This window comes from Escherichia sp. E2661 (assembly GCF_004745185.1).
GTDB lineage: Bacteria > Pseudomonadota > Gammaproteobacteria > Enterobacterales > Enterobacteriaceae > Escherichia.
This window is the reverse complement of sequence record NZ_PDIG01000024.1, coordinates 15002-38588: the sequence shown is the minus strand read 5'-3', so window position 1 is coordinate 38588 and position 23587 is coordinate 15002. Positions and strand designations below refer to the sequence as shown.

Annotated in this window: 26 protein-coding genes and 3 pseudogenes; 14 read left to right on the top strand and 15 right to left on the bottom strand. The window is 51.0% G+C overall.

From position 1 onward, the window contains the following. Nucleotides 1–39 precede the first annotated feature (39 nt). The 4 genes and pseudogenes from cgtA to rplU all read right to left on the bottom strand — a co-directional run bounded on the left by cgtA (nucleotide 40) and on the right by rplU (nucleotide 2907). Nucleotides 40–1212: an Obg family GTPase CgtA gene (gene cgtA, locus CRI63_RS12565; RefSeq protein WP_000673561.1), complete on the bottom strand. Its 1173-nt coding sequence runs from the start codon at nucleotides 1210–1212 to the stop codon at nucleotides 40–42. 15 nt (nucleotides 1213–1227) lie between these two features. Then, nucleotides 1228–2192, bottom strand: a pseudogene (locus tag CRI63_RS12560) (DMT family transporter). A 125-nt stretch (nucleotides 2193–2317) separates the two neighbouring features. Beyond that, nucleotides 2318–2575: a 50S ribosomal protein L27 gene (rpmA, locus tag CRI63_RS12555; protein WP_000940595.1), complete on the bottom strand. Its 258-nt coding sequence runs from the start codon at nucleotides 2573–2575 to the stop codon at nucleotides 2318–2320. A 20-nt stretch (nucleotides 2576–2595) separates the two neighbouring features. Beyond that, entirely contained in the window at nucleotides 2596–2907 is a 312-nt protein-coding gene (gene rplU, locus CRI63_RS12550; protein WP_000271401.1) for a 50S ribosomal protein L21, read from the bottom strand. Nucleotides 2908–3166: 259 nt separating this feature from the next. Here rplU and ispB point away from each other — a divergent pair, with 259 nt between their 5' ends. Then, entirely contained in the window at nucleotides 3167–4138 is a 972-nt protein-coding gene (gene ispB, locus CRI63_RS12545; protein ID WP_130204586.1) for an octaprenyl diphosphate synthase, read from the top strand. Between the two features lie 227 nt (nucleotides 4139–4365). Next, complete coding sequence (gene sfsB, locus CRI63_RS12540) at nucleotides 4366–4644, top strand: DNA-binding transcriptional regulator SfsB (RefSeq protein WP_064529526.1); 279 nt, start codon at nucleotides 4366–4368, stop codon at nucleotides 4642–4644. Between the two features lie 47 nt (nucleotides 4645–4691). On the opposite strand, the gene murA is transcribed toward sfsB, so the two are convergent. From murA to mlaF, 7 genes are all read right to left on the bottom strand, one after another. Continuing rightward, complete coding sequence (gene murA, locus CRI63_RS12535; RefSeq protein WP_130259105.1) at nucleotides 4692–5951, bottom strand: UDP-N-acetylglucosamine 1-carboxyvinyltransferase; 1260 nt, start codon at nucleotides 5949–5951, stop codon at nucleotides 4692–4694. Nucleotides 5952–6005: 54 nt separating this feature from the next. Continuing rightward, complete coding sequence (ibaG, locus tag CRI63_RS12530) at nucleotides 6006–6260, bottom strand: BolA family iron metabolism protein IbaG (protein WP_010379217.1); 255 nt, start codon at nucleotides 6258–6260, stop codon at nucleotides 6006–6008. A 159-nt stretch (nucleotides 6261–6419) separates the two neighbouring features. Then, complete coding sequence (gene mlaB, locus CRI63_RS12525; RefSeq protein WP_130204582.1) at nucleotides 6420–6713, bottom strand: lipid asymmetry maintenance protein MlaB; 294 nt, start codon at nucleotides 6711–6713, stop codon at nucleotides 6420–6422. Further along, nucleotides 6713–7348: a phospholipid-binding protein MlaC gene (gene mlaC, locus CRI63_RS12520; protein WP_130204580.1), complete on the bottom strand. Its 636-nt coding sequence runs from the start codon at nucleotides 7346–7348 to the stop codon at nucleotides 6713–6715. The genes mlaB and mlaC overlap by 1 nt, the downstream gene beginning before the upstream one ends. Nucleotides 7349–7366: 18 nt before the next feature. Next, complete coding sequence (mlaD, locus tag CRI63_RS12515) at nucleotides 7367–7897, bottom strand: outer membrane lipid asymmetry maintenance protein MlaD (RefSeq protein ID WP_135519687.1); 531 nt, start codon at nucleotides 7895–7897, stop codon at nucleotides 7367–7369. Nucleotides 7898–7921: 24 nt separating this feature from the next. Then, nucleotides 7922–8704 (bottom strand): lipid asymmetry maintenance ABC transporter permease subunit MlaE, encoded by a 783-nt coding sequence (gene mlaE, locus CRI63_RS12510; RefSeq protein WP_000925792.1) that lies wholly within the window; start codon nucleotides 8702–8704, stop codon nucleotides 7922–7924. Nucleotides 8705–8711: 7 nt separating this feature from the next. Further along, nucleotides 8712–9521: a phospholipid ABC transporter ATP-binding protein MlaF gene (mlaF, locus tag CRI63_RS12505; RefSeq protein ID WP_000438245.1), complete on the bottom strand. Its 810-nt coding sequence runs from the start codon at nucleotides 9519–9521 to the stop codon at nucleotides 8712–8714. Between the two features lie 209 nt (nucleotides 9522–9730). Between mlaF and CRI63_RS12500 the strand changes: the two are divergent. From CRI63_RS12500 to yrbL, 12 genes and pseudogenes are all read left to right on the top strand, one after another. Next, nucleotides 9731–10710, top strand: a pseudogene (locus CRI63_RS12500) (calcium/sodium antiporter). 13 nt (nucleotides 10711–10723) lie between these two features. Beyond that, nucleotides 10724–11711 (top strand): annotated as a pseudogene (gene kdsD / locus CRI63_RS12495) (arabinose-5-phosphate isomerase KdsD). 20 nt (nucleotides 11712–11731) lie between these two features. Further along, a complete protein-coding gene (kdsC, locus tag CRI63_RS12490) occupies nucleotides 11732–12298 on the top strand; it encodes a 3-deoxy-manno-octulosonate-8-phosphatase KdsC (protein WP_064529519.1) in 567 nt (188 codons plus the stop codon). Continuing rightward, the gene (gene lptC / locus CRI63_RS12485; RefSeq protein WP_064529518.1) at nucleotides 12295–12870 is read left to right on the top strand and encodes an LPS export ABC transporter periplasmic protein LptC; all 576 of its coding nucleotides are present in this window, start codon (nucleotides 12295–12297) and stop codon (nucleotides 12868–12870) included. Before kdsC ends, lptC begins: the two co-directional genes overlap by 4 nt. Beyond that, the gene (gene lptA / locus CRI63_RS12480) at nucleotides 12839–13396 is read left to right on the top strand and encodes a lipopolysaccharide ABC transporter substrate-binding protein LptA (protein ID WP_130219197.1); all 558 of its coding nucleotides are present in this window, start codon (nucleotides 12839–12841) and stop codon (nucleotides 13394–13396) included. Before lptC ends, lptA begins: the two co-directional genes overlap by 32 nt. 6 nt (nucleotides 13397–13402) lie before the next feature. Then, on the top strand, nucleotides 13403–14128 hold the full coding sequence (gene lptB / locus CRI63_RS12475) for an LPS export ABC transporter ATP-binding protein (RefSeq protein ID WP_000224099.1): 726 nt from the start codon (nucleotides 13403–13405) through the stop codon (nucleotides 14126–14128). A gap of 47 nt (nucleotides 14129–14175) precedes the next feature. Continuing rightward, on the top strand, nucleotides 14176–15609 hold the full coding sequence (gene rpoN / locus CRI63_RS12470) for an RNA polymerase factor sigma-54 (RefSeq protein WP_105281056.1): 1434 nt from the start codon (nucleotides 14176–14178) through the stop codon (nucleotides 15607–15609). A 22-nt stretch (nucleotides 15610–15631) separates the two neighbouring features. Further along, the gene (hpf, locus tag CRI63_RS12465; RefSeq protein ID WP_001176602.1) at nucleotides 15632–15919 is read left to right on the top strand and encodes a ribosome hibernation promoting factor; all 288 of its coding nucleotides are present in this window, start codon (nucleotides 15632–15634) and stop codon (nucleotides 15917–15919) included. A 117-nt stretch (nucleotides 15920–16036) separates the two neighbouring features. After that, on the top strand, nucleotides 16037–16528 hold the full coding sequence (gene ptsN, locus CRI63_RS12460) for a PTS IIA-like nitrogen regulatory protein PtsN (protein WP_000183677.1): 492 nt from the start codon (nucleotides 16037–16039) through the stop codon (nucleotides 16526–16528). Between the two features lie 45 nt (nucleotides 16529–16573). Continuing rightward, nucleotides 16574–17428, top strand: a complete 855-nt coding sequence (rapZ, locus tag CRI63_RS12455; RefSeq protein WP_000243741.1) for an RNase adapter RapZ — start codon at nucleotides 16574–16576, stop codon at nucleotides 17426–17428. Beyond that, complete coding sequence (gene npr / locus CRI63_RS12450) at nucleotides 17425–17697, top strand: PTS phosphocarrier protein NPr (RefSeq protein WP_000216792.1); 273 nt, start codon at nucleotides 17425–17427, stop codon at nucleotides 17695–17697. The genes rapZ and npr overlap by 4 nt, the downstream gene beginning before the upstream one ends. A gap of 222 nt (nucleotides 17698–17919) precedes the next feature. After that, nucleotides 17920–18552 carry a PhoP regulatory network protein YrbL gene (gene yrbL / locus CRI63_RS12445; protein WP_135403600.1) on the top strand — a complete coding sequence of 211 codons (633 nt, stop codon included), beginning with the start codon at nucleotides 17920–17922 and terminating at the stop codon, nucleotides 18550–18552. Here yrbL and mtgA read toward each other — a convergent pair. The 4 genes from mtgA to CRI63_RS12425 all read right to left on the bottom strand — a co-directional run bounded on the left by mtgA (nucleotide 18549) and on the right by CRI63_RS12425 (nucleotide 23518). Further along, complete coding sequence (gene mtgA, locus CRI63_RS12440) at nucleotides 18549–19277, bottom strand: monofunctional biosynthetic peptidoglycan transglycosylase (RefSeq protein ID WP_135519685.1); 729 nt, start codon at nucleotides 19275–19277, stop codon at nucleotides 18549–18551. The genes yrbL and mtgA overlap by 4 nt on opposite strands. Beyond that, nucleotides 19274–19927 carry an isoprenoid biosynthesis glyoxalase ElbB gene (gene elbB, locus CRI63_RS12435; protein ID WP_135519682.1) on the bottom strand — a complete coding sequence of 218 codons (654 nt, stop codon included), beginning with the start codon at nucleotides 19925–19927 and terminating at the stop codon, nucleotides 19274–19276. Before elbB ends, mtgA begins: the two co-directional genes overlap by 4 nt. 229 nt (nucleotides 19928–20156) lie before the next feature. Next, a complete protein-coding gene (arcB, locus tag CRI63_RS12430) occupies nucleotides 20157–22493 on the bottom strand; it encodes an aerobic respiration two-component sensor histidine kinase ArcB (protein ID WP_135519680.1) in 2337 nt (778 codons plus the stop codon). 95 nt (nucleotides 22494–22588) lie between these two features. After that, nucleotides 22589–23518: a TIGR01212 family radical SAM protein gene (locus CRI63_RS12425; protein WP_064529852.1), complete on the bottom strand. Its 930-nt coding sequence runs from the start codon at nucleotides 23516–23518 to the stop codon at nucleotides 22589–22591. Nucleotides 23519–23587 lie beyond the last annotated feature (69 nt).

The following is a 23587-nucleotide window of genomic DNA, read 5'->3' as shown; positions in this document are numbered from 1 at the left end:
TGTAGCGCATCAGGCTTATTTGGCGTTTGTCATCAGTGATTAACGCTTGTAAATGAACTCAACGCCTTCTTCGTCGTCTTCGTCCCAGTCGTCATCCCAGTCTTCATCATCCTCTTCAGCAATCTCTTCAAGCTGCTGACGGTGATAATCATCCCACATGAATTCGACTTTCTCAGGCTGTTTCGCTTCTTCTGCCTGCACGACCGGGTTTTCAATGATAAAGGTCATCACATCCCAGCAGAGATCTTTCACGCCCAGTCCGCTCGCCGCAGAGATCAGATAATATTTATCTTCCCAGCCCAGCGCCTCAGCGATCGCTTTCGCTTTCTCTTCAGCTTCTGCTTTATCCAGCAGGTCGATCTTGTTGAAGACTAACCAGCGTGGTTTCGCCGCCAGATCCTGGCTGTATTTTTCCAGCTCGCTGATAATAATACGCGCATTTTCAACCGGATCGGTGCCGTCAATCGGATCGATATCGATGAGGTGCAACAGGACGCGGCAACGTTCCAGGTGTTTCAGGAAGCGAATGCCCAGACCTGCGCCTTCCGCAGCGCCTTCAATCAACCCCGGGATATCAGCAACAACGAAGCTCTTCTCGTTGTCCATACGTACCACACCAAGGCTTGGTACGAGCGTAGTAAACGGATAGTCCGCTACTTTCGGTTTAGCCGCCGAGACAGCGCGGATAAATGTCGATTTACCGGCATTTGGCATCCCCAGCATACCGACATCAGCCAGCAGCATCAGCTCCAGCAGCAGCTCGCGCTTATCGCCCGGCGTACCGTTGGTTTTCTGCCGTGGTGTACGGTTAACGGACGATTTGAAACGGGTATTGCCCAGACCGTGCCAGCCGCCCTTGGCAACCAGCAGACGCTGACCGTGTTTGGTCATATCGCCCATGGTTTCACCGGTACCCTGGTCGATTACACGCGTACCTACCGGCACTTTAATCGTCACGTCTTTACCGCGCTTACCGGTACAATCGCGGCTTGCGCCGTTTTGACCGCGCTCTGCACGGAAAGATTTTTCAAAACGATAATCGATAAGCGTGTTCAGGTTCTCGTCGGCTTCCATCCATACGTCACCACCGTCACCGCCGTCGCCGCCATCCGGGCCGCCTTTCGGAATATATTTTTCGCGGCGGAAGCTCACGCAACCATTACCGCCATCACCTGCAACGACCAGAATCGATGCTTCATCAACAAACTTCATTTTATTCTCCGTAAATCATTCGCCTGCGCGGGGTTGCGATACCACCGTTGTATGCTTACGTAATCCGCCCCAAATACGATGACCAATGGCGGAATACATCGCGCCCGCAACCACGACAAACGCACCGAGATAACCTAAAAGGTTTAACATCGGTCTGGCGAAGAAATCGGGCCAGGCCAGTGATAAAAGATCTGAAAAAAACAGCGTAAACAGTGGGGTGAGCGTGATGATCGCACTCACCTGCGCTGCCTGCCAGCGAGCCATCGCTTCCGCCAGGGCGCCATATCCTACCAAGGTATTCAGTCCGCAAAAAATTAAACATGCGAGCTGCCAGTGGCTAAGCTGCGCTATCACTCCTGGCTTTGCCAGAGGGAAGAGCGCAATTGTACATAAAGTGTACAGTAAAAACAGGATCTGCGGTGAGGCCAGCCGACGCAATAAAACCTTTTGCGCCACGCCATAACTCACCCAGACCGTCGCCGCACCGACCCCAAAGATAACTCCCCAGGTGTAATCGGTGAGCTTTGTAAATATCTCGACCAGACTGGTGTTAAAAAACATCACCAGGCCGCTCAGGAGCATCAATGCCCCTACAACCTGAGTGCTGCGCATTTTCTCTTTCAGGATAAATACGCTGGCAACCATCATGCCAACTGGCGAGAGTTGCCCAATCACCTGCGAAGCGGTCGGACTCAGGTATTGCAAGGATGAGCTGAACAGGATGAAGTTCCCAAACAGCCCGGCGGTCGCCACTGCCAACAAAATCAACCAGCGTGGCTTACGAAACACGCGTAATGGCGGCAACCTCTTCTTCATCGCAAGAATGGCACCAAGACCAATACTCGCCATCAAGAAACGGTAAAACACGATTGTCGGAGGTCCATCACCTCCAGCACCTGCTTCATTGCGATTGGCAACGCCCCCCAGCAAATTGCTGTGGTGAGCGCCAAAAGAATGCCAATGCCTGCCTGCTGCTTCATACCGTATTCCCTGCAAAGCGCATTTGCGGATTAACGCCGCACCATGCGCATTTTACCGGTTATCGAATGTAAAAAGCCCCGCAACGTGTTGCGGGGCTTTCATCCGTTACCGGGACGCGAAAAACTTATTCAGCTTCGATGCTGATAAATTTACGGTTTTTCGGGCCTTTAACTTCGAATTTCACTTTACCGTCTGCTTTAGCAAACAGAGTGTGGTCACGACCGCAACCTACGTTAGCGCCAGCGTGGAATTTGGTACCACGTTGACGAACGATGATGCTACCCGCCAGAACGGATTCGCCACCGAAACGCTTAACGCCCAGGCGTTTAGCTTCTGAATCGCGACCGTTACGTGTGGAGCCGCCAGCCTTTTTATGTGCCATTTGAAATCTCTCCTCAGGTCTTAGGCGCTGATGCCAGTAATTTTCACATCAGTGAACCACTGACGATGGCCCTGCTGCTTACGATAGTGTTTACGACGGCGAAACTTAACGATTTTAACTTTCTCGCCACGACCGTGAGCAACAACTTCAGCTTTGATTACGCCGCCATCAACGAAAGGAACGCCGATTTTGACTTCTTCACCGTTTGCGATCATCAGCACTTCAGCGAACTCAACAGTTTCGCCAGTTGCGATGTCCAGCTTTTCCAGGCGAACGGTCTGACCTTCGCTTACTCGGTGTTGTTTACCACCACTTTGGAAAACCGCGTACATATAAAACTCCGCTTCCGCGCACACCTTTTCAATGATTCAGAGTGCGCTATAAATATTCACAATAGGGCGCGAATATTACGCAAAACGCACGCCTTTGACAAGTGCTACAGTCAATACACGAAAGAAAAAAAACACAACTTGTACGGTAACGTTTATCTGTGCCATTTTTTCAGTACAATCACTCTATATTCCTAACCATAAACCCTAAGTTGCCTCTGTTCACAGTAAGGTAATCGGGGCGAAAAGCCCGGCTTTTGCGATGAATTTAGAAAAAATCAATGAGTTAACCGCGCAAGATATGGCGGGTGTTAATGCAGCAATTCTCGAGCAGCTTAATTCCGACGTCCAACTGATCAATCAGTTAGGCTATTACATCGTCAGCGGCGGCGGTAAACGTATTCGTCCGATGATTGCTGTACTGGCTGCACGAGCTGTTGGCTATGAGGGGAATGCACATGTCACCATTGCTGCCCTAATTGAGTTTATCCACACGGCGACCCTGCTACACGACGACGTTGTGGATGAATCAGATATGCGCCGAGGTAAAGCTACCGCCAACGCCGCTTTTGGTAACGCTGCCAGCGTGCTGGTAGGCGATTTTATTTATACCCGTGCGTTCCAGATGATGACCAGCCTCGGCTCGCTCAAAGTGCTGGAAGTGATGTCAGAGGCTGTAAACGTCATCGCGGAAGGTGAAGTTTTGCAACTGATGAACGTTAATGATCCGGACATCACCGAAGAGAACTACATGCGTGTTATTTACAGCAAAACCGCACGTCTGTTCGAGGCTGCTGCTCAGTGTTCCGGTATTCTGGCAGGCTGTACGCCGGAAGAGGAAAAAGGCCTGCAAGATTATGGTCGTTACCTCGGCACTGCTTTCCAGCTGATCGACGATTTGCTCGATTACAATGCCGATGGCGAACAGTTGGGCAAAAATGTCGGTGATGATCTGAACGAAGGTAAACCGACGCTGCCGCTGCTGCATGCGATGCATCATGGCACACCAGAACAGGCACAGATGATCCGTTCCGCCATCGAACAAGGGAACGGTCGACATCTTCTGGAACCGGTTCTGGAAGCAATGAACGCTTGCGGCTCTCTGGAATGGACACGTCAGCGTGCGGAAGAAGAAGCAGACAAAGCTATTGCTGCGTTGCAAGTGTTGCCGGATACCCCGTGGCGAGAGGCGTTAATTGGCCTCGCACACATCGCTGTTCAACGCGATCGTTAATCCCTTCCTGTTATCCCGCGCACTGCGCGGGATAATTCCAGTAAACTCCCAAAAATCCTCAATCAATCGCAAAACCGTCTGAAATACAGATGACTCATCTTGATATATTCTGAATATTCACACTCTTTACAGGAACTTTTTTAGAGCAATACGTCATCAGGAGTATAGTGATTCCTGGCAGAACGCATGTTCTGAATGAAAGCGACCAACTTAAGGAGTGAGGAAAGATGGAGAATAATTTCATTGACTGGCATCCCGCCGATATCATTGCGGGTTTGCGGAAAAGAGGAACGTCAATGGCGGCGGAATCTCGCAGAAATGGTTTGAGTTCCTCGACACTGGCGAATGCATTATCGCGTCCCTGGCCAAAAGGAGAGATGATTATTGCAAAAGCATTAGGAACTGATCCCTGGGTTATCTGGCCATCACGCTATCATGACCCGCTGACCCATGAGTTTATCGACAGATCGCAGTTGATGCGCAGCTACACCAAACCGCAAAAATGAGTAGCCTGGCGGTAGCCCCGCGAACGGGGCTGCCAGCTATCGGACGATTACTCGCCTTTCACACGCTCAATGTTAGCACCAAGCGCGCGAAGTTTGTCTTCAATGCGCTCGTAGCCACGATCGATGTGATAAATACGATCAACAACCGTAGTACCTTCTGCAATGCAGCCAGCCAGCACCAGACTTGCTGAAGCACGCAGATCGGTTGCCATTACCTGTGCGCCGGAAAGTTTTTCAACACCGTGACAAATAACGGTATTGCTTTCAATTTCAGCATGCGCCCCCATACGACTCAGCTCAGGTACGTGCATAAAGCGGTTTTCAAAGACCGTTTCGGTGATGAATCCCGTTCCTTCTGCCACCAGGTTCAGCAGCGTGAACTGGGCCTGCATATCGGTCGGGAACGCCGGATGTGGCGCGGTACGCACGTTAACAGCCTTCGGACGTTTGCCATGCATATCCAGGCTAATCCAGTCTTCGCCGACTTCGATGTCCGCCCCAGCGTCACGCAGTTTCGCCAGCACAGCGTCAAGGGTATCTGGCTGGGCGTTACGGCAGATGATTTTGCCGCGAGAGATCGCCGCCGCCACCAGGAAGGTGCCAGTTTCGATGCGGTCAGGAAGCACACGATAGACACCGCCCCCCAAGCGCTCCACACCTTCGATAACAATACGATCGGTACCCTGGCCGCTAATTTTCGCGCCCAGCGTAACCAGGAAGTTCGCGGTATCGACGATTTCCGGTTCACGTGCCGCGTTTTCAATAATCGTGGTGCCTTCTGCCAGGGTTGCAGCACACATAATGGTCACGGTTGCACCAACACTGACTTTATCCATCACGATATGCGCGCCTTTCAGACGGCCATCGACGGAAGCTTTAACGTAACCTTCTTCCAGTTTGATGGTCGCGCCTAATTGCTCAAGGCCGGAAATATGTAAATCAACCGGACGAGCACCAATCGTACAACCACCAGGCAAAGAAACCTGCCCCTGACCAAAACGAGCCACCAGCGGCCCAAGCGCCCAGATAGAGGCACGCATGGTTTTAACCAGATCGTAAGGCGCGCAGAAGACATTAACGTCACGGGCATCGATATGCACAGAACCATTACGTTCTACTTTGGCGCCAAGCTGGCTAAGCAGCTTCATTGATGTATCGACGTCTTTCAGTTTCGGGACGTTCTGGATCTCCACCGGGTCTTCCGCCAGCAGTGCAGCGAAAAGGATAGGCAGAGCAGCATTTTTAGCGCCGGAAATTGTGACTTCGCCCTGGAGCTTCGTTGGCCCCTGAACACGAAATTTATCCATTTAGTATGTTCTCAGTTAACAATTCATATCCGCTACCGGCGTATCGCCCATAGCTCAAAAGCCGTTCAGTTTGCGATCACGCGCCCACTCCGCAGGGGTATACGCTTTGATCGACACAGCATGAATGCGGTTATCCGCAATATATTCCATCAGCGGACCGTAAACCGTCTGCTGTTTTTTAACCCGGCTCATGCCATCAAACATCTCACCCACGGCAATAACCTGAAAGTGGCTGCCATCGCCGGAAACGTGGACTTCCTGGAGGGAAAGAGCGTTCATCAGCACGCTCTGAATTTCATTATTTTCCATGGGATCTTCATTCATCAGTTAATAAACCAGCGAAACATCTTAGAGCAAAGTTGCGCTGTCATAAATAAGCAAAAAGCCTTGCTGATTAATCAGACAAGGCTCGACTTACTGGTAGGTTTGCCGGACTGGCGGGTAACGCCTTATCCAGCCTGAAAAAAATTAACGAGGCAGGACATCAGACGGCAAATTATACAATTTTGCCAGGGTATACACCTTGTCGTTTACCCCCTGAAGCGTCACGCTGTTGCCTTGCTTTTTCGCCAGATCGATCAGATGGAGCAGCAACGCCAATCCACCCGTATCAACGCGGGACACTCGACTAAGATCGATGCGGGTAATCCCCCTCACCGCTTCGTCACGCATTTCCCACAGCGGCAGCAGAACGTCCTGATCCAGCTCTCCGGTCAATACCAGGGTGTCACCCGTCTGCATCCAGCTCAGTGACTCGCTCATTATTTTTTCTCTTCCAGGGTGATTTTCTGTTGAGAAATAGACTTCAGTTGTGCGGTCAGACCATCGATGCCTTTCGTGCGCAGTAAAGTCCCCCACTCATTTTGTTTCGTGGTGATCATGCTGACGCCTTCGGCAATCATGTCATAAGCCTGCCACTTGCCAGTCTGAGAGTTTTTACGCCACTGGAAATCGAGACGTACCGGTGGACGGCCATTCGGGTCAATAATGGTGACACGGATAGGCACAATGGTTTTATCACCCAACGGCTGTTCTGGCGCAATCTGATAGGTCTGACCGTGATACATCGCCAGCGCCTGACCGTAAGCCTGCTTCAGATACTCATGGAAAGCGGCAAAGTAGGCTTCACGCTGGGCTGGGGTCGCGCTTTTGTAGTACTGACCCAGTACCAGCGCACCGGCGTATTTTATCTGTACGTACGGAAGCAGTTCCTGATCGACGATGGTACGCAGGTAATCCGGATTAGCCCGAATTTGCGATTGTTCATTCTTCAGGCGATCGAACGTTTTCTGTGCCGCCTCGTCCATCAGCTTATAGGGATTGGTCTGATCTGCCGCGGTTGCCGCACTCAGCGGTGCAATCATTAGCAAAGCGACCATCATTAAACGTTTAAACATGCGTCGGTTCTCCTGAAATTATTTCGTTGTACCCACAGGTTCAGTGGTTTCATTATTACCTGGCGCAGCGGCTGGCGCATCGCCACTATTCTTATTGTCATCACCTTTACTGCCGTAAAGGAACTGACCAATGAGATCTTCCAGAACCATCGCAGATTTGGTGTCCTGAATCGTATCCCCCTCTTTCAGAATAGCAGTCCCTAGTTCCGGGTCTTCAAAACCGACGTTTAATGCCAGATATTGTTCCCCAAGCAAACCGGAAGTACGAATGCTCAACGAACTGGTATCAGGAATGTGGTTATAACGTTGTTCAATTTCCAGCGTCACGCGCGGTAGATAGGTTTTTGGGTCCAGCGTAATATCTGCAACCCGGCCGACGACAACACCACCAATACTAACCGGAGAGCGCGCTTTCAGGCCGCCGATATTATCGAACGTCGCATAAAGCGTGTAGGTCGGTTCAGTTCGCATTGACGTCACGTTTGCCGCTTTCAGGCAAACAAACAGCGCCGCCAGCAGTGCTGCTAATAAAAAGATACCCACCCAAATTTCATTTTTTTCGTTTGCATGAACTCAATTCCCAAACATCAATGCGGTCAGCACAAAATCCAGCCCCAGAACGGCCAGAGACGAGTGGACAACGGTACGAGTGGTTGCCCGGCTAATCCCGGCAGAGGTCGGGATGGCGTCATAACCGTTAAACAGCGAAATCCACGTCACCGTAATAGCGAACACCACGCTCTTAATCAGACAGTTGACCAGATCCATACGCCAGTCGACGGCGTTTTGCATTGCCGACCAGAAGAATCCACTATCAATACCTTTCCAACTGACGCCGACCAGCGATCCGCCCCAGATCCCCACGGCGACGAAAATTATCGTCAGCAGCGGTAGTGAAATTACCCCAGCCCAGAAACGTGGAGAAATGACGCGGCGCAGTGGGTCCACGGCCATCATCTCCATGCTGGAGAGCTGCTCTGTGGCGCGCATCAAACCGATTTCCGCAGTTAACGCCGAACCGGCACGTCCGGCAAACAGCAGTGCTGCGACCACCGGCCCCAGTTCGCGCAGCAGCGATAAGGCCACCAGCATCCCCAGACTGGTTTCCGCACTATAAGTGGTCAGTACCAGATAACCTTGCAGACCCAGCACCATTCCGATGAACACGCCAGAAACCACAATAATCAGCATCGACAGGACGCCGACATTATAGAGCTGACGCACCAACAGCGGCGCATGTTTGCGAAATTCCGGTTTGCCGACCAGCGCATTGAATAACATTAACCCGGCTCGCCCGAACGTTCTCAGGGTTTTAATCCCTTTATGTCCGAGCGACGCCAGCGCATTTAACAGCATGAGTGGCTTAACTCCCTGGTAAAAGATCAGCGTGATAATCGCCGGCAGGATAGCGGAACGGAACTGGTCCGTCAGCAATCCCGTCCAGAAACTGACGTACGCGAGGATCAGGATTCGCCTGCAACGCCTGGGCGCTACCGTGAGCGACAATCTTTTTGTCTGCCAGGATCCAGGCGTGATCCGCAATACTTAAGACTTCCGGCACATCGTGAGAAACCACCACACAGGTTACGCCCAGCGCGCTGTTCAGCTCGGAAATCAGCTTCACCAGGACGCCCATAGTGATGGGATCTTGCCCAACAAACGGCTCATCAAACATGATGAGATCCGGCTCCAGCGCAATTGCACGCGCCAGCGCCGCACGACGCGCCATCCCGCCTGAAAGCTCCGATGGCATAAGTTTAGCCGCTCCGCGCAGCCCCACGGCTTCCAGCTTCATCATCACCGTACTATGCAACAATGGCGCGGGAAGTTGGGTATGTTCACGCAGTGGATAGGCGACGTTGTCAAAAACGTTCATATCGGTGAACAGCGCGCCGGACTGAAACAACATGCTCATCCGTTTACGCACGGTATACAGGCGCGAACGAGACATCGCCGGAATATTTTCGCCATCAAAAAGGATCTCGCCGTGATCTGGCGCGATTTGCCCACCAATCAGACGGAGTAGCGTCGTTTTACCGATGCCTGATGGCCCCATAATCGCCGTGATCTTCCCTCGCGGCACGGTCAGGGAAATATTATCGAAGATGCAGCGATTGCCACGCGTAAAACTGACATCGCGCATATCGACTAAATTCGCCACAGACTGCTCCATAATTCACCCTTTGTCTTGCGTTGATTTTCTAAGCATGGCGCTCAATTTAACCTTGAACCCAACATATTTACAGAATATTACCCGCCGCGGTTAGCGAAAGCTGGCATTTGTTTTACTTTTTAGCCGCATAAAGTCAAAATTAAGAATTCATTACGGCTTTCTGAAAATCTTCAGCGGACCGGCGAGTATACCTGAAGAAAGGACGTTAGATGCTTTTAGCTACGGCACTGTTAATTGTTGGTTTACTTTTGGTCGTTTACAGTGCCGACCGTCTGGTATTTGCCGCCTCTATTCTTTGCCGCACTTTTGGCATCCCACCGCTGATCATCGGCATGACGGTGGTCAGTATTGGTACGTCACTTCCAGAAATAATCGTTTCGCTTGCCGCGTCGCTGCATGAACAACGAGATTTAGCCGTCGGCACAGCACTCGGCTCAAACATAATCAATATTTTACTGATCCTCGGTCTGGCAGCGCTGGTGCGCCCTTTTACCGTACATTCCGATGTTCTGCGCCGTGAATTACCATTAATGTTATTAGTCAGTGTGGTGGCCGGTTCCGTACTCTATGACGGACAACTTGGTCGCAGCGATGGTATCTTTCTCCTCTTTCTGGCTGTGCTATGGCTGCTGTTCATTGTTAAACTTGCACGTCAGGCAGAACGTCAGGGGACTGACAGCCTGACCAGAGAACAGCTTGCAGAGCTACCGCGCGAAGGCGGTTTACCTGTCGCGTTTTTTATGGCTCGGCATTGCATTGATTATCATGCCGGTAGCAACGCGGATGGTGATTGACAACGCCACCGTACTGGCGAATTACTTTGCCATCAGCGAGTTGACGATTGGTCTGACGGCAATCGCTATCGGCACTAGTCTGCCGGAACTGGCAACCGCGATAGCAGGTTTTCGCAAAGGTGAAAACGACATTGCTGTCGGTAATATCATTGGCGCAAACATTTTTTAATATTGTCATCGTGCTGGGTTTACCCGCGCTGATAACGCCCGGGGAGGTTAACCCACTGGCGTACAGCCGTGACTGCAGCGTGATGCTGTTGGTCAGTATTATTTTTGCGTTGCTATGCTGGCGACGCTCCCGGCAATCTGGCCGTGGTGTTGGGGTATTATTAACAGGCGGATTTGTCGTATGGCTGGCGATGTTGTACTGGTTATCGCCAATACTCGTTGAATAACTGGAAACGCATTATGTCGCACGTAGAGTTGCAACCGGGTTTTGACTTTCAGCAAGCAGGTAAAGAAGTCCTGGCGATTGAACGTGAATGCCTGGCAGAGCTTGATCAATACATCAATCAGAATTTCACGCTCGCCTGTGAAAAGATGTTCTGGTGTAAAGGTAAAGTCGTGGTCATGGGAATGGGTAAATCGGGACACATTGGGCGCAAAATGGCAGCAACCTTTGCCAGCACCGGTACTCCGTCATTTTTCGTCCATCCCGGTGAGGCCGCACATGGCGATTTAGGCATGGTCACCCCGCAGGACGTGGTCATTGCGATTTCTAACTCAGGTGAATCCAGCGAAATCACGGCCTTAATCCCGGTACTCAAACGCCTGCATGTACCGTTAATTTGCATCACCGGTCGTCCGGAGAGCAGCATGGCACGCGCAGCAGACGTGCATCTGTGTGTTAAAGTAGCAAAAGAAGCTTGTCCGTTAGGGCTGGCGCCAACCAGCAGTACTACCGCGACGCTGGTCATGGGAGATGCGCTCGCCGTCGCCTTGTTGAAAGCGCGCGGCTTTACCGCCGAAGATTTTGCACTTTCGCATCCAGGCGGCGCACTTGGTCGTAAACTTCTGCTTCGCGTCAGCGATATTATGCATACGGGCGACGAGATCCCGCATGTCAAGAAAACGGCCAGCCTGCGCGATGCGCTGCTGGAAGTCACCCGCAAAAATCTTGGTATGACCGTCATTTGCGATGACAATATGATGATTGAAGGCATCTTTACCGACGGTGATTTACGCCGTGTCTTCGATATGGGCGTGGATGTCCGTCAGTTAGGTATTGCCGATGTGATGACGCCGGGGGGGAATTCGTGTACGTCCTGGCATTCTGGCCGTTGAGGCGCTGAACTTAATGCAGTCCCGCCATATCACTTCCGTAATGGTTGCCGATGGCGACCATTTACTCGGTGTGTTACATATGCACGATTTATTGCGTGCTGGCGTAGTGTAAAGATTCAAGGATAAACAACAATGAGTAAAGCAGGTGCGTCGCTTGCGACCTGTTACGGCCCTGTTAGCGCCGATGTGATGGCAAAAGCAGAGAACATTCGTCTGCTGATCCTCGACGTTGATGGCGTATTGTCAGATGGTCTGATTTATATGGGTAACAATGGCGAAGAGCTGAAAGCGTTCAATGTTCGTGACGGTTACGGTATCCGCTGTGCGCTCACCTCTGATATTGAAGTCGCCATCATTACTGGACGAAAGGCTAAACTGGTAGAAGATCGGTGTGCAACGTTAGGGATCACCCATCTGTATCAGGGGCAATCAAACAAGCTTATCGCCTTTGGCGATCTGCTGGAAAAACTGGCGATTGCGCCAGAAAACGTGGCTTACGTTGGTGATGATCTTATCGACTGGCCAGTGATGGAAAAAGTGGGCTTAAGCGTGGCCGTAGCCGATGCGCATCCGCTATTGATTCCGCGTGCTGATTACGTGACGCGCATTGCTGGCGGTCGTGGCGCGGTTCGTGAAGTTTGCGACTTATTACTTCTGGCGCAGGGCAAACTGGATGAAGCCAAAGGGCAATCGATATGAGTAAAGCCAGACGTTGGGTTATCATTGTGCTATCACTGGCGGTTCTGGTGATGATCGGCGTTAACATGACCGAGAAAGACGATACCGCCCAGGTGGTCGTCAACAACAATGATCCCACCTATAAAAGCGAGCATACGGACACGCTCGTCTATAACCCAGAAGGAGCCCTAAGCTATCGATTGATTGCTCAACACGTTGAATATTATTCCGATCAGGCCGTTTCGTGGTTTACGCAACCCGTACTTACCACGTTTGATAAGGATAAAATCCCGACATGGTCGGTTAAAGCAGATAAAGCCAAGCTAACCAATGACCGGATGCTTTATTTATATGGACACGTTGAAGTCAACGCACTCGTGCCGGACTCTCAACTTCGCAGAATCACGACGGATAACGCGCAGATCAATCTGGTGACGCAGGATGTTACCTCTGAAGACCTCGTCACGTTATACGGAACAACATTTAACTCCAGCGGTCTGAAAATGCGCGGCAACTTACGCAGCAAGAATGCCGAGCTGATTGAAAAGGTTAGAACATCCTATGAAATTCAAAACAAACAAACTCAGCCTTAATCTTGTGCTTGCCAGCTCACTTCTGGCCGCCAGCATTCCGGCATTTGCCGTTACCGGAGATACTGACCAACCGATCCACATTGAGTCGGACCAGCAATCTCTTGATATGCAAGGCAACGTGGTTACCTTTACCGGTAATGTCGTCGTGACTCAAGGCACCATTAAAATTAATGCCGATAAAGTGGTCGTTACCCGTCCGGGCGGCGAACAAGGTAAAGAGGTGATTGACGGCTACGGTAAACCGGCAACGTTCTACCAGATGCAGGACAACGGTAAACCCGTTGAAGGTCACGCTTCCCAGATGCATTACGAACTGGCAAAAGATTTTGTCGTTCTGACGGGTAATGCTTATCTGCAGCAGGTCGATAGCAACATTAAGGGCGATAAGATCACTTACCTGGTGAAAGAGCAGAAAATGCAGGCTTTCAGTGACAAAGGTAAGCGTGTGACCACCGTTCTGGTGCCGTCACAGTTGCAGGACAAAAACAACAAAGGCCAGACCCCGGCGCAGAAGAAGGGTAATTAATTCGTTATGGCAACTTTAACTGCAAAGAACCTTGCAAAAGCCTATAAAGGCCGCCGCGTGGTGGAAGACGTCAGCCTGACCGTCAACTCCGGGGAGATTGTCGGTCTGCTGGGGCCAAACGGTGCCGGTAAGACGACCACTTTCTATATGGTCGTTGGCATTGTGCCGCGCGATGCGGGCAACATTATTATTGATGACGACGATATCAGCCTGCTGCCGCTGCATGCGCGTGCGCGTCGCGGTATCGGCTATTTGCCGCAGGAAGCCTCTATTTTCCGTCGCCTCAGCGTTTACGATAACCTGATGGCGGTACTGCAAATTCGTGACGACTTATCCGCTGAACAGCGTGAAGATCGCGCGAACGAGCTGATGGAAGAGTTCCACATTGAGCATTTACGCGACAGCATGGGGCAATCGCTCTCCGGTGGTGAACGCCGTCGTGTAGAAATTGCGCGCGCACTGGCTGCGAATCCGAAATTTATCCTCCTCGATGAACCATTTGCCGGGGTTGACCCGATCTCGGTTATCGACATCAAACGTATCATTGAACACCTGCGCGACAGCGGTCTGGGCGTGCTTATCACCGACCATAACGTGCGTGAAACGCTGGCTGTTTGTGAACGCGCTTATATCGTCAGTCAGGGGCATTTAATCGCTCATGGCACGCCGACAGAAATCTTACAAGATGAACATGTTAAGCGTGTATACCTTGGGGAAGACTTCAGACTCTGATAGGGTAGAAGTTTGCGACGTTTTAGCAGGAGAGTACGATTCTGAACATGAAGCAAGGTTTGCAACTCAGGCTTAGCCAACAACTGGCAATGACGCCTCAGCTACAACAGGCGATTCGTCTGTTGCAGTTGTCCACGCTGGAACTTCAGCAGGAGCTACAGCAGGCGCTGGAAAGTAATCCATTGCTTGAGCAAATCGACACTCATGATGAAATCGACACTCACGAAACGCCAGACAGCGAAACGCTGGATACCGCTGACGCGCTCGAACAAAAAGAGATGCCGGAAGAGCTGCCGCTCGATGCCAGTTGGGATACCATCTACACCGCCGGTACACCATCAGGCACCAGCGGTGACTACATCGACGATGAGCTGCCGGTCTATCAGGGCGAAACGACGCAGACCTTGCAGGATTATCTGATGTGGCAGGTCGAGCTGACACCGTTTTCCGACACTGACCGCGCTATCGCCACCTCCATAGTCGATGCCGTTGATGACACCGGTTATCTGACCGTCCCGCTGGAAGATATTCTCGAAAGTATGGGCGATGAAGAGATCGACATCGATGAAGTTGAAGCAGTTCTGAAACGCATCCAGCGTTTTGATCCGGTCGGTGTGGCAGCGAAAGATCTGCGTGACTGTCTGCTGATCCAACTTTCCCAATTCGATAAAACCACGCCGTGGCTGGAAGAAGCTCGACTGATCATTAGCGATCATCTCGATCTGCTGGCCAATCACGACTTTCGCTCATTAATGCGCGTCACGCGTCTGAAAGAAGATGTGCTGAAAGAAGCCGTCAATCTGATCCAGTCACTCGATCCACGTCCTGGCCAGTCGATCCAGACCGGTGAACCGGAATATGTCATCCCTGATGTGCTGGTGCGTAAGCATAACGGCCAGTGGACGGTTGAACTGAACAGCGACAGTATTCCACGTCTGCAAATCAACCAGCATTACGCCTCAATGTGCAATAACGCACGTAACGATGGCGACAGTCAGTTTATCCGCAGCAATCTGCAGGATGCTAAATGGTTGATTAAGAGCCTGGAAAGCCGTAACGATACGCTGCTGCGCGTCAGTCGCTGTATTGTTGAACAACAGCAAGCCTTCTTTGAGCAAGGCGAAGAATATATGAAACCGATGGTGCTGGCTGATATCGCCCAGGCCGTCGAGATGCATGAATCGACGATATCTCGCGTGACCACGCAAAAGTACCTGCATAGTCCACGAGGCATTTTTGAACTGAAGTATTTCTTTTCCAGTCACGTCAATACCGAAGGGGGTGGCGAAGCCTCTTCCACGGCGATTCGTGCACTGGTGAAGAAATTAATCGCGGCGGAAAACCCAGCGAAACCGTTGAGCGACAGCAAGTTAACCTCTTTGTTGTCAGAACAAGGTATCATGGTGGCACGCCGCACTGTTGCGAAGTACCGAGAGTCTTTATCCATTCCGCCGTCAAACCAGCGTAAACAGCTCGTTTGACCCAACCGATAAGGAAGACACTATGCAGCTCAACATTACCGGAAATAACGTCGAGATCACCGAGGCCCTGCGCGAATTTGTCACCTCAAAGTTTGCCAAACTTGAGCAATATTTTGACCGAATCAACCAGGTTTATGTTGTTCTGAAAGTGGAGAAAGTCACCCACACCTCAGATGCAACACTGCATGTTAACGGTGGCGAAATTCATGCCAGCGCGGAAGGTCAGGACATGTACGCCGCCATTGATGGCTTAATTGATAAGTTGGCACGTCAGCTAACCAAGCATAAAGATAAATTGAAACAACACTAATTGTCCGGGCAATTAGCAAGTGCATGGCGGCCTGTTGTATGGCACAACAGGCCATTTGTACGGTTAATGCTCCGAATCTGCCCCACTGTTTGAGTGGGTAGATTCTTAGGTGAAATTATGACAAATAATGATACAACTCTACAGCTTAGCAGTGTTCTTAACAGGGAATGTACGCGAAGCCGCGTCCACTGTCAGAGCAAAAAACGCGCCCTGGAAATCATCAGCGAACTGGCGGCAAAACAACTTAGCCTGCCGCCGCAGGTGGTTTTTGAAGCTATTCTGACGCGGGAAAAAATGGGCAGTACCGGTATTGGTAATGGCATTGCCATTCCGCACGGCAAACTGGAAGAAGATACCCTACGCGCGGTTGGCGTTTTCGTTCAGCTAGAAACACCTATTGCTTTTGATGCCATCGATAACCAGCCGGTAGACTTACTTTTTGCCCTGTTGGTACCCGCAGACCAAACCAAAACGCACCTGCACACTCTTTCGCTGGTCGCGAAACGTCTGGCGGACAAAACTATCTGCCGCCGTTTACGTGCAGCCCAGAGCGATGAAGAGCTGTATCAAATCATTACGGATACCGAAGGTACTCCGGATGAAACGTAGTTATTCTGTAATGTCTCTTTTAGACGTTGTGAGGAGAAACAGTACATGGTACTGATGATCGTCAGCGGACGTTCAGGGTCAGGCAAATCTGTCGCCCTGCGGGCGCTGGAAGATATGGGTTTTTACTGCGTGGATAACCTTCCCGTAGTGCTGTTACCCGATCTGGCTCGGACTCTGGCCGATCGCGAGATTTCTGCCGCCGTCAGCATTGATGTCCGCAATATGCCAGAGTCGCCAGAAATATTCGAACAGGCGATGAGCAATCTGCCTGATGCTTTCTCACCGCAACTCCTGTTTCTCGATGCCGATCGTAACACGCTGATTCGTCGTTACAGCGATACGCGCCGCCTGCATCCGCTTTCCAGCAAAAACCTGTCGCTGGAAAGTGCTATCGACAAAGAAAGCGATCTGCTGGAACCGCTGCGTTCACGGGCGGATCTGATTGTCGATACATCTGAAATGTCCGTTCATGAACTGGCAGAAATGCTGCGTACCCGCCTGCTGGGTAAACGCGAGCGTGAACTGACAATGGTCTTTGAATCCTTCGGCTTCAAGCACGGTATTCCTATCGACGCGGATTACGTCTTTGACGTACGTTTCCTGCCGAACCCACACTGGGATCCGAAACTGCGTCCGATGACGGGCCTTGATAAACCTGTCGCCGCATTCCTCGATAGGCACACAGAAGTACACAATTTTATCTACCAGACGCGTAGCTATCTTGAGCTATGGTTACCTATGCTGGAAACCAACAACCGTAGCTACCTGACGGTCGCCATTGGTTGTACTGGCGGGAAACACCGTTCGGTGTATATTGCAGAACAGTTGGCTGACTACTTCCGCTCACGCGGTAAAAACGTCCAGTCACGCCATCGCACGCTGGAAAAACGTAAACCATGACCGTCAAACAAACTGTCGAAATCACTAACAAGCTGGGCATGCATGCCCGGCCTGCTATGAAACTGTTTGAATTAATGCAGGGTTTTGACGCCGAAGTGCTTTTACGTAATGACGAAGGCACCGAGGCTGAAGCCAACAGCGTTATTGCGCTGTTGATGCTGGATTCTGCCAAAGGACGACAGATTGAAGTCGAAGCGACCGGTCCGCAGGAAGTTGAGGCGCTGGCCGCCGTCATCGCCCTCTTTAACTCAGGTTTTGACGAAGATTAATCTTCGTCATTCCGACAATTAATTCCCCCAGACACGCCCCTTCCGCCCTAACGTACGAAAAAAGCACAACCCCCAAATATCCCCATTTCTCGCAAATTGTACATTTCGTGCGCTTTTCTGTAAGTATAAAACCTTAAGAAAACCTTAAAAAAGCTTGTTTAGGTTTTGTTTAAGTTAAGCCCTCATACTGGAGACAGTCAGAAAATACCTCCAGGAGATGGCATGATTCGCTTATCTGAACAAAGTCCCCTGGGCACCGGAAGACATCGAAAATGTTATGCGCATCCGGAAGATGCCCAACGCTGTATTAAAATTGTCTACCACCGTGGCGACGGTGGTGATAAAGAGATCCGCCGTGAGTTAAAGTACTATGCGCATCTTGGTCGTCGTTTGAAAGACTGGAGCGGTATTCCGCGCTATCACGGTACGGTTGAGACTGATTGCGGAACCGGTTATGTCTACGATGTCATTGCCGATTTTGATGGCAAACCGTCTATTACACTGAGCGAATTTGCTAAACAATGCCATTACGAAGAAGATATCGCGCAACTGCGTCAGTTATTGAAACAGTTAAAGCGTTATTTGCAGAATAACCACATCGTGACGATGTCGCTGAAGCCGCAGAATATCCTCTGCCACCGCATCAGTGAGTCAGAAATTATCCCTGTCGTCTGTGACAACATTGGTGAAAGCACGTTGATTCCACTGGCGACCTGGTCGAAGTGGTGTTGTCTGCGTAAGCAAGAGCGGTTGTGGCGACGTTTTATCACTCAACCAGCGCTAGCTGTTGCTCTGCAAAAAGAGGCGCAACCGCGTGACAGCAAAAAGCTCGCCCTCTCCTCGCGCGAAGCCTAATACAGCTGGTGTTGTTGCATAAACGACTCACCGCCTAACTGATGCATTTGCTGCAAAATCCACGCCTGACGGCTACGCACGTAGCCCGAAGGTGCAGTAACTTTGAAACGAAGTGGATTGGGTAATACAGCCGCCAGTAACGCTGCTTCCGAACGGGTAAGTTTGCTGGCGGATTTATGGAAATAACGCTGTGCCGCAGCCTCGACGCCAAACACACCGTCGCCAAATTCGGCGACATTCAGGTAAACCGCCAGGATGCGCTTTTTGCTCCAGACCGTTTCTATCCCCAGTGTTAATCCGGCTTCCAGCCCTTTTCTTACCCAGCTTCGCCCATCCCACAAAAAGAGATTTTTGGCTGTCTGCTGCGAAATTGTTGATGCGCCGCGAATGCGGTTTTCATTGCGCTCGTTGTGCGCCAGGGCTTTCTCAATGGAAGCGACATCAAAACCCCAGTGCTCGGGAAATTTCTGATCTTCTGCGGCAATCACCGCCAGCCCCATCCACGGCGAGATTTGATCCATACTGACCCAGTCAGAATGCGCCATGTAACGAAAGTTACCGTGCAGCCAGGCACTTAGCTGACGCTCGGCCATCACCGCAGAGAACGGGACTGGCGCTATACTAAACAGCGCTATACCCCCGCCCCAAAGCACAACGAGGACAATCAGTAACCGCAGAATGAAACGGCGAACGAAACCGAACGCCGTTATGCGGCGTTTGCTCATTCCGCCAGAACCAGTACGCGGGAAACCAGCTTATCAATGCCACTTGCTGCTTCCGCAATGTTCTGTGCCAACATATACGCAGGCGTGGTAACAATCTTATTGTCTTCATCAACGACAATATCATCTACCGGACATGGCACATGCTCCGCGCCCATCTCTTCCAGCACTTCTGCGGTATCGATATCTGTACCGATAGTCAAACGCAGCGGGAAATTGAAGATTTTCGGCAACATTGCCGGTGCAATACACATAAAACCAAGCGGTTTTCCGGCCTGATGCATTGCCAGCGCCAGCGCCTTTAACTCACGGTCTACGCTGCATTCACTGCCAAGACTGGCAAAATCACTCAAATTCTTTGCCGCGCCAAATCCACCCGGCACAATTAACGCATCCAGTTCGGCGGCATCAGCCTGTGCCAGAGGGCGGATCTCACCACGCGTAATACGCGCCGCTTCAATCAACACATTGCGCGTTTCCACCATTGCTTCACCGGTTAAATGGTTGATGACATCAACCTGCTGCTTATCTGGAGCAAAACAAACTGCCTGCGCGCCGCTGCGAGATATCGCTAATAACGTCAATACCGCTTCATGAATTTCAGAACCGTCATAGACGCCGCATCCGCTCAGAACTACGCCAATTTTCTTCATTGTGATCATCCTTTCGCAATTGACTGAAACACATTAATTTTTTTAATAAAAACGCTACGCATCACACATTTAACTGATTCATGTAACAAATCATTTAAGATTTGCTATCTTAACTGCATGCGGCCTGAAAAACAGTGCTGTGCCTTTGTTACTTATCATAAAAAATTACGGCGCAGCCAAGATTTCCCTGGTGTTGGCGCAGTATTCGCGCACCCCGGTTTAGCCGGGGTCATTTTTTAGCGGCTTTCGCCACCCACGCTTTCAGCACTTCTACGTCGTGACGCCACTCTTCTTTCATCTCTTCAATCCATTCACCAACATTATCTTCCCACGCAGGAAGATCGGGAGACTGAATTTGCTGCCCCAGCTGTTGTAGATGGCGTAACCCCACTGAACCCGCTGCGCCTTTAATTTTATGTCCTTCCTCAACGATGCCTTTTTTGTCCTGTGCCGTCAGGTTCGACTCCAGTACGCTGACATAGCCCGGCATCATCTTCTCAAACACGGCCAACCCGTCGGTAATCAGCTTCGGTCCTACAAGTTCGAGATACTGTTCCAGCATGGGAATATCGAGCAATGCTTCTGATTTATCACTCTCTTCTGTCGTCACCGTGCTCTCCTCATCATCCTGGGTATCCCAGAATTTCTTGATCATCGCGGTTAGCGCCGGAACAGAAAGCGGCTTACTCAGCACATCATCCATTCCAGCATTGAGGTACTCTTGTTTGTCTTTCAGCACGTTGGCGGTTAAGGCCACCAGCGGTGGTAAATCTTCACGCGGATAACGCTTCGTCAGTTCGCGAGATATATCCAGCCCGGTCATATCTGGTAACTGAATATCCAGCAATACAAGGTCGTATTCGCCCGGCTTAAACATCTCCAGTGCTGCCTTACCAGACATCGCCACATCAACGCTGTTGCCCAGTTTTTCCAGCACCGAACGGGCAACGATGACGTTCAGCTCAATGTCTTCTACCAACAGCACATTCAGCGCCGGTAAAGGCATATCATCTTCATCAAACGCGTCATCCACTTCTTCCGCCACCGACGGCGCGTGGATCGTCAGGGTAAAGGTCGAGCCTTTACCTTGTTCGCTGGTGACTGTGATATCACCACCCATATTTTTCGCCAGTCGACGAGAAACCGCCAGGCCAATACCCGTACCGGTTGCAGGTTTGCCACCGTGGCTGTCTTTCACCTGGTAATACATGGCGAAAATTTTATCCAGTTCATTCTGTGGAATACCGATGCCGGAGTCTTCCACTTCAAAATGCAGCATGTCGCCTTCGTCATAACGTACGCGAACAGTCACCTGGCCCTTCTGGGTAAATTTCACAGCGTTACTGATTAAGTTCCACAGGATCTGGCGTAAGCGAGTCCCGTCGGTAATCACCTGATGCGGCAACGGCAGTGTTGGTTCAAGAACAAAGCGCAAGCCTTTTTGTTGCGCCTGCAGTGCGGAGAGGTTTTCCAGATCGGCCAGGAAGCTGGTGAAATCAACCGGCTGGTTATCGAGCTGAACTTTACGTCGCTCCATTTTATCCATATCAATAATATCGTTGAAGATATTCCCCAGAGTGATGGCGGAAACATGGATAGTTTTGAGATATTTTTCCTGCTCGGCGGTGAGCTCTGTATCCAGCAGAATTCGGCTTAAGCCGACGATACCGTTCAGCGGCGTACGCAACTCATGACTGATGGTGGAGATAAAGGTTGTTTTGTCGCGGCTGGCGCGTTCTAGCGCATCCTGATAACGCTTACGCTCGGTAATGTCGCGGCCGAACCCCATCAAGCCGTGGCGTTTACCCACGCGGTCGTAGTACGGCACTTTACGGATTTCAAAGCAGGCTTTGCGTCCATCCGGATAATCCAGCCACTGTTCATAGGTCAGTGACACATTATGACGGAACACCTTCTCGTCGGTTTCAATGACTTTCGCTGCGGCTTCCGGCGAGTAAACGTCCGCAGGTTTCAAATGCACCAACTGTTTTTCGCTTTTCCCTGTCAGCAGTTCCATCGCACGGTTACAGCCGGAAAACTCTTTATCTTCGTTACGGTAAAAAACCAGATCGGGTGAAGCATCAAGGAAGGAACGTAAGAACGAAGATTGTTGTTCGAGTTGAATTTGCGTCTCTTCGCGCTCTTTGATTTCAATTTTCAGCTGACCAAAGGTTTCCTGCAGTTCTGCTTCTGCTTTTTCACGAACGGCGATTTCCTGATTTAGCTGGGCAATATTGTCTTTTAACTGAACGTTGAGGCTCAAATCGCGCTCGCGCATCTCCTCCAGTTTTTGCACCAGCCGTGACAGGCGTTGCCGTGACTCCTCGAGTTGCTCAACGACTACCGAAAGAAAGTAGACCGCCCATGGCGTAATCAACAAACCAAAGAAAATAGAGCGGATAACATCAATGCTTTCGACCTGACCATGCAGCACCATGGTTACCGCCATTTGTACCACAATGGCAAGAACGACGAGGGCCAGCGCCAGCAACATTGAGAAGCGCACCAGACCTAACTTCATCATCAGGTCAACATAGTACTGCGCCAGCAGACGAATTTGCTTCATTAGGGGATTCCTTCACGACAACCTGCCCCAATAATACCCAATTCTGGCAGTTACGTTATAAATTGTGTGAGAAATGCGGAATTCCCCTCAATGGCCTACGCCGTTGGAGGTAGCCACGGACGTCCCAGCGCCGATCCCTGTACGCCATGTTCAGTAAGATAGCGATCCAACTCAACCATACCCGTCCAGCGATTTTCACACCATAGCGGTGCAAGTAGCGTCGGGCGACGGGCGCTGGCGGAAATGCGGTGGTAGATTACTTCCGGCGGCGTATGGCGAATCATTTCTCCGGCAGTGAGCGTGTAATCTTCCAGTTCAATACCGTTCAAACGCCCCGCTTCCCAGGCTTTCGCCATAATGCTGCCTTTCACAATATGCAGCGGATGCAGTTTTATGCCGTCTACGCCGGTTTCAACCACTCGCTCCAGCGTTTGCAAACATTCAGCCTGCCCTTCGCCAGGCAGTCCGACAATTAAGTGAGAACACACCTTCAGACCGCGCTGACGTGCCAGCTGGGTTGTACGCTGATAACAGGCAAAATCATGGCCGCGATTGATGCGATGCAGCGTTTTGTCGTGTGCGGTTTGCAGCCCCAGTTCCAGCCACACTTCATAGCCCTGGTCTTTATATTCACAAAGCAAATCCAGCACCGCATCTGGCACGCAGTCCGGGCGGGTACCAACACACAAACCAACGATATTGGCCTGGCTCACCGCCTGTTGATACATAGAACGCAGCACCTGAACTTCCGCAAAGGTGCTGGTATAGGCCTGAAAGTAAGCCAGATAGCGTTTCGCGCGGTTAACTAAATTCGCCTGGTGCGCCAGTTGTTCGGCAATGGAACGATGCTGCTGCGCTTCGTCGGCAAACGAGGCAACATTACAGAACGTGCAGCCACCACGCCCGATGGTACCGTCACGGTTAGGACAGCTAAAACCGCCGTGCAGCGTCAGCTTATGCACCTTTTGCCCATAACGACGGGTAAGATCACCACCAAACATATTGACTAATTTCTGTAACTGCATAATCTGATAGACCGCGCCTTGAAAAGAGGCCAAAGCCTGCCATTTTTAGCTCAATTCGGCGATGACCTG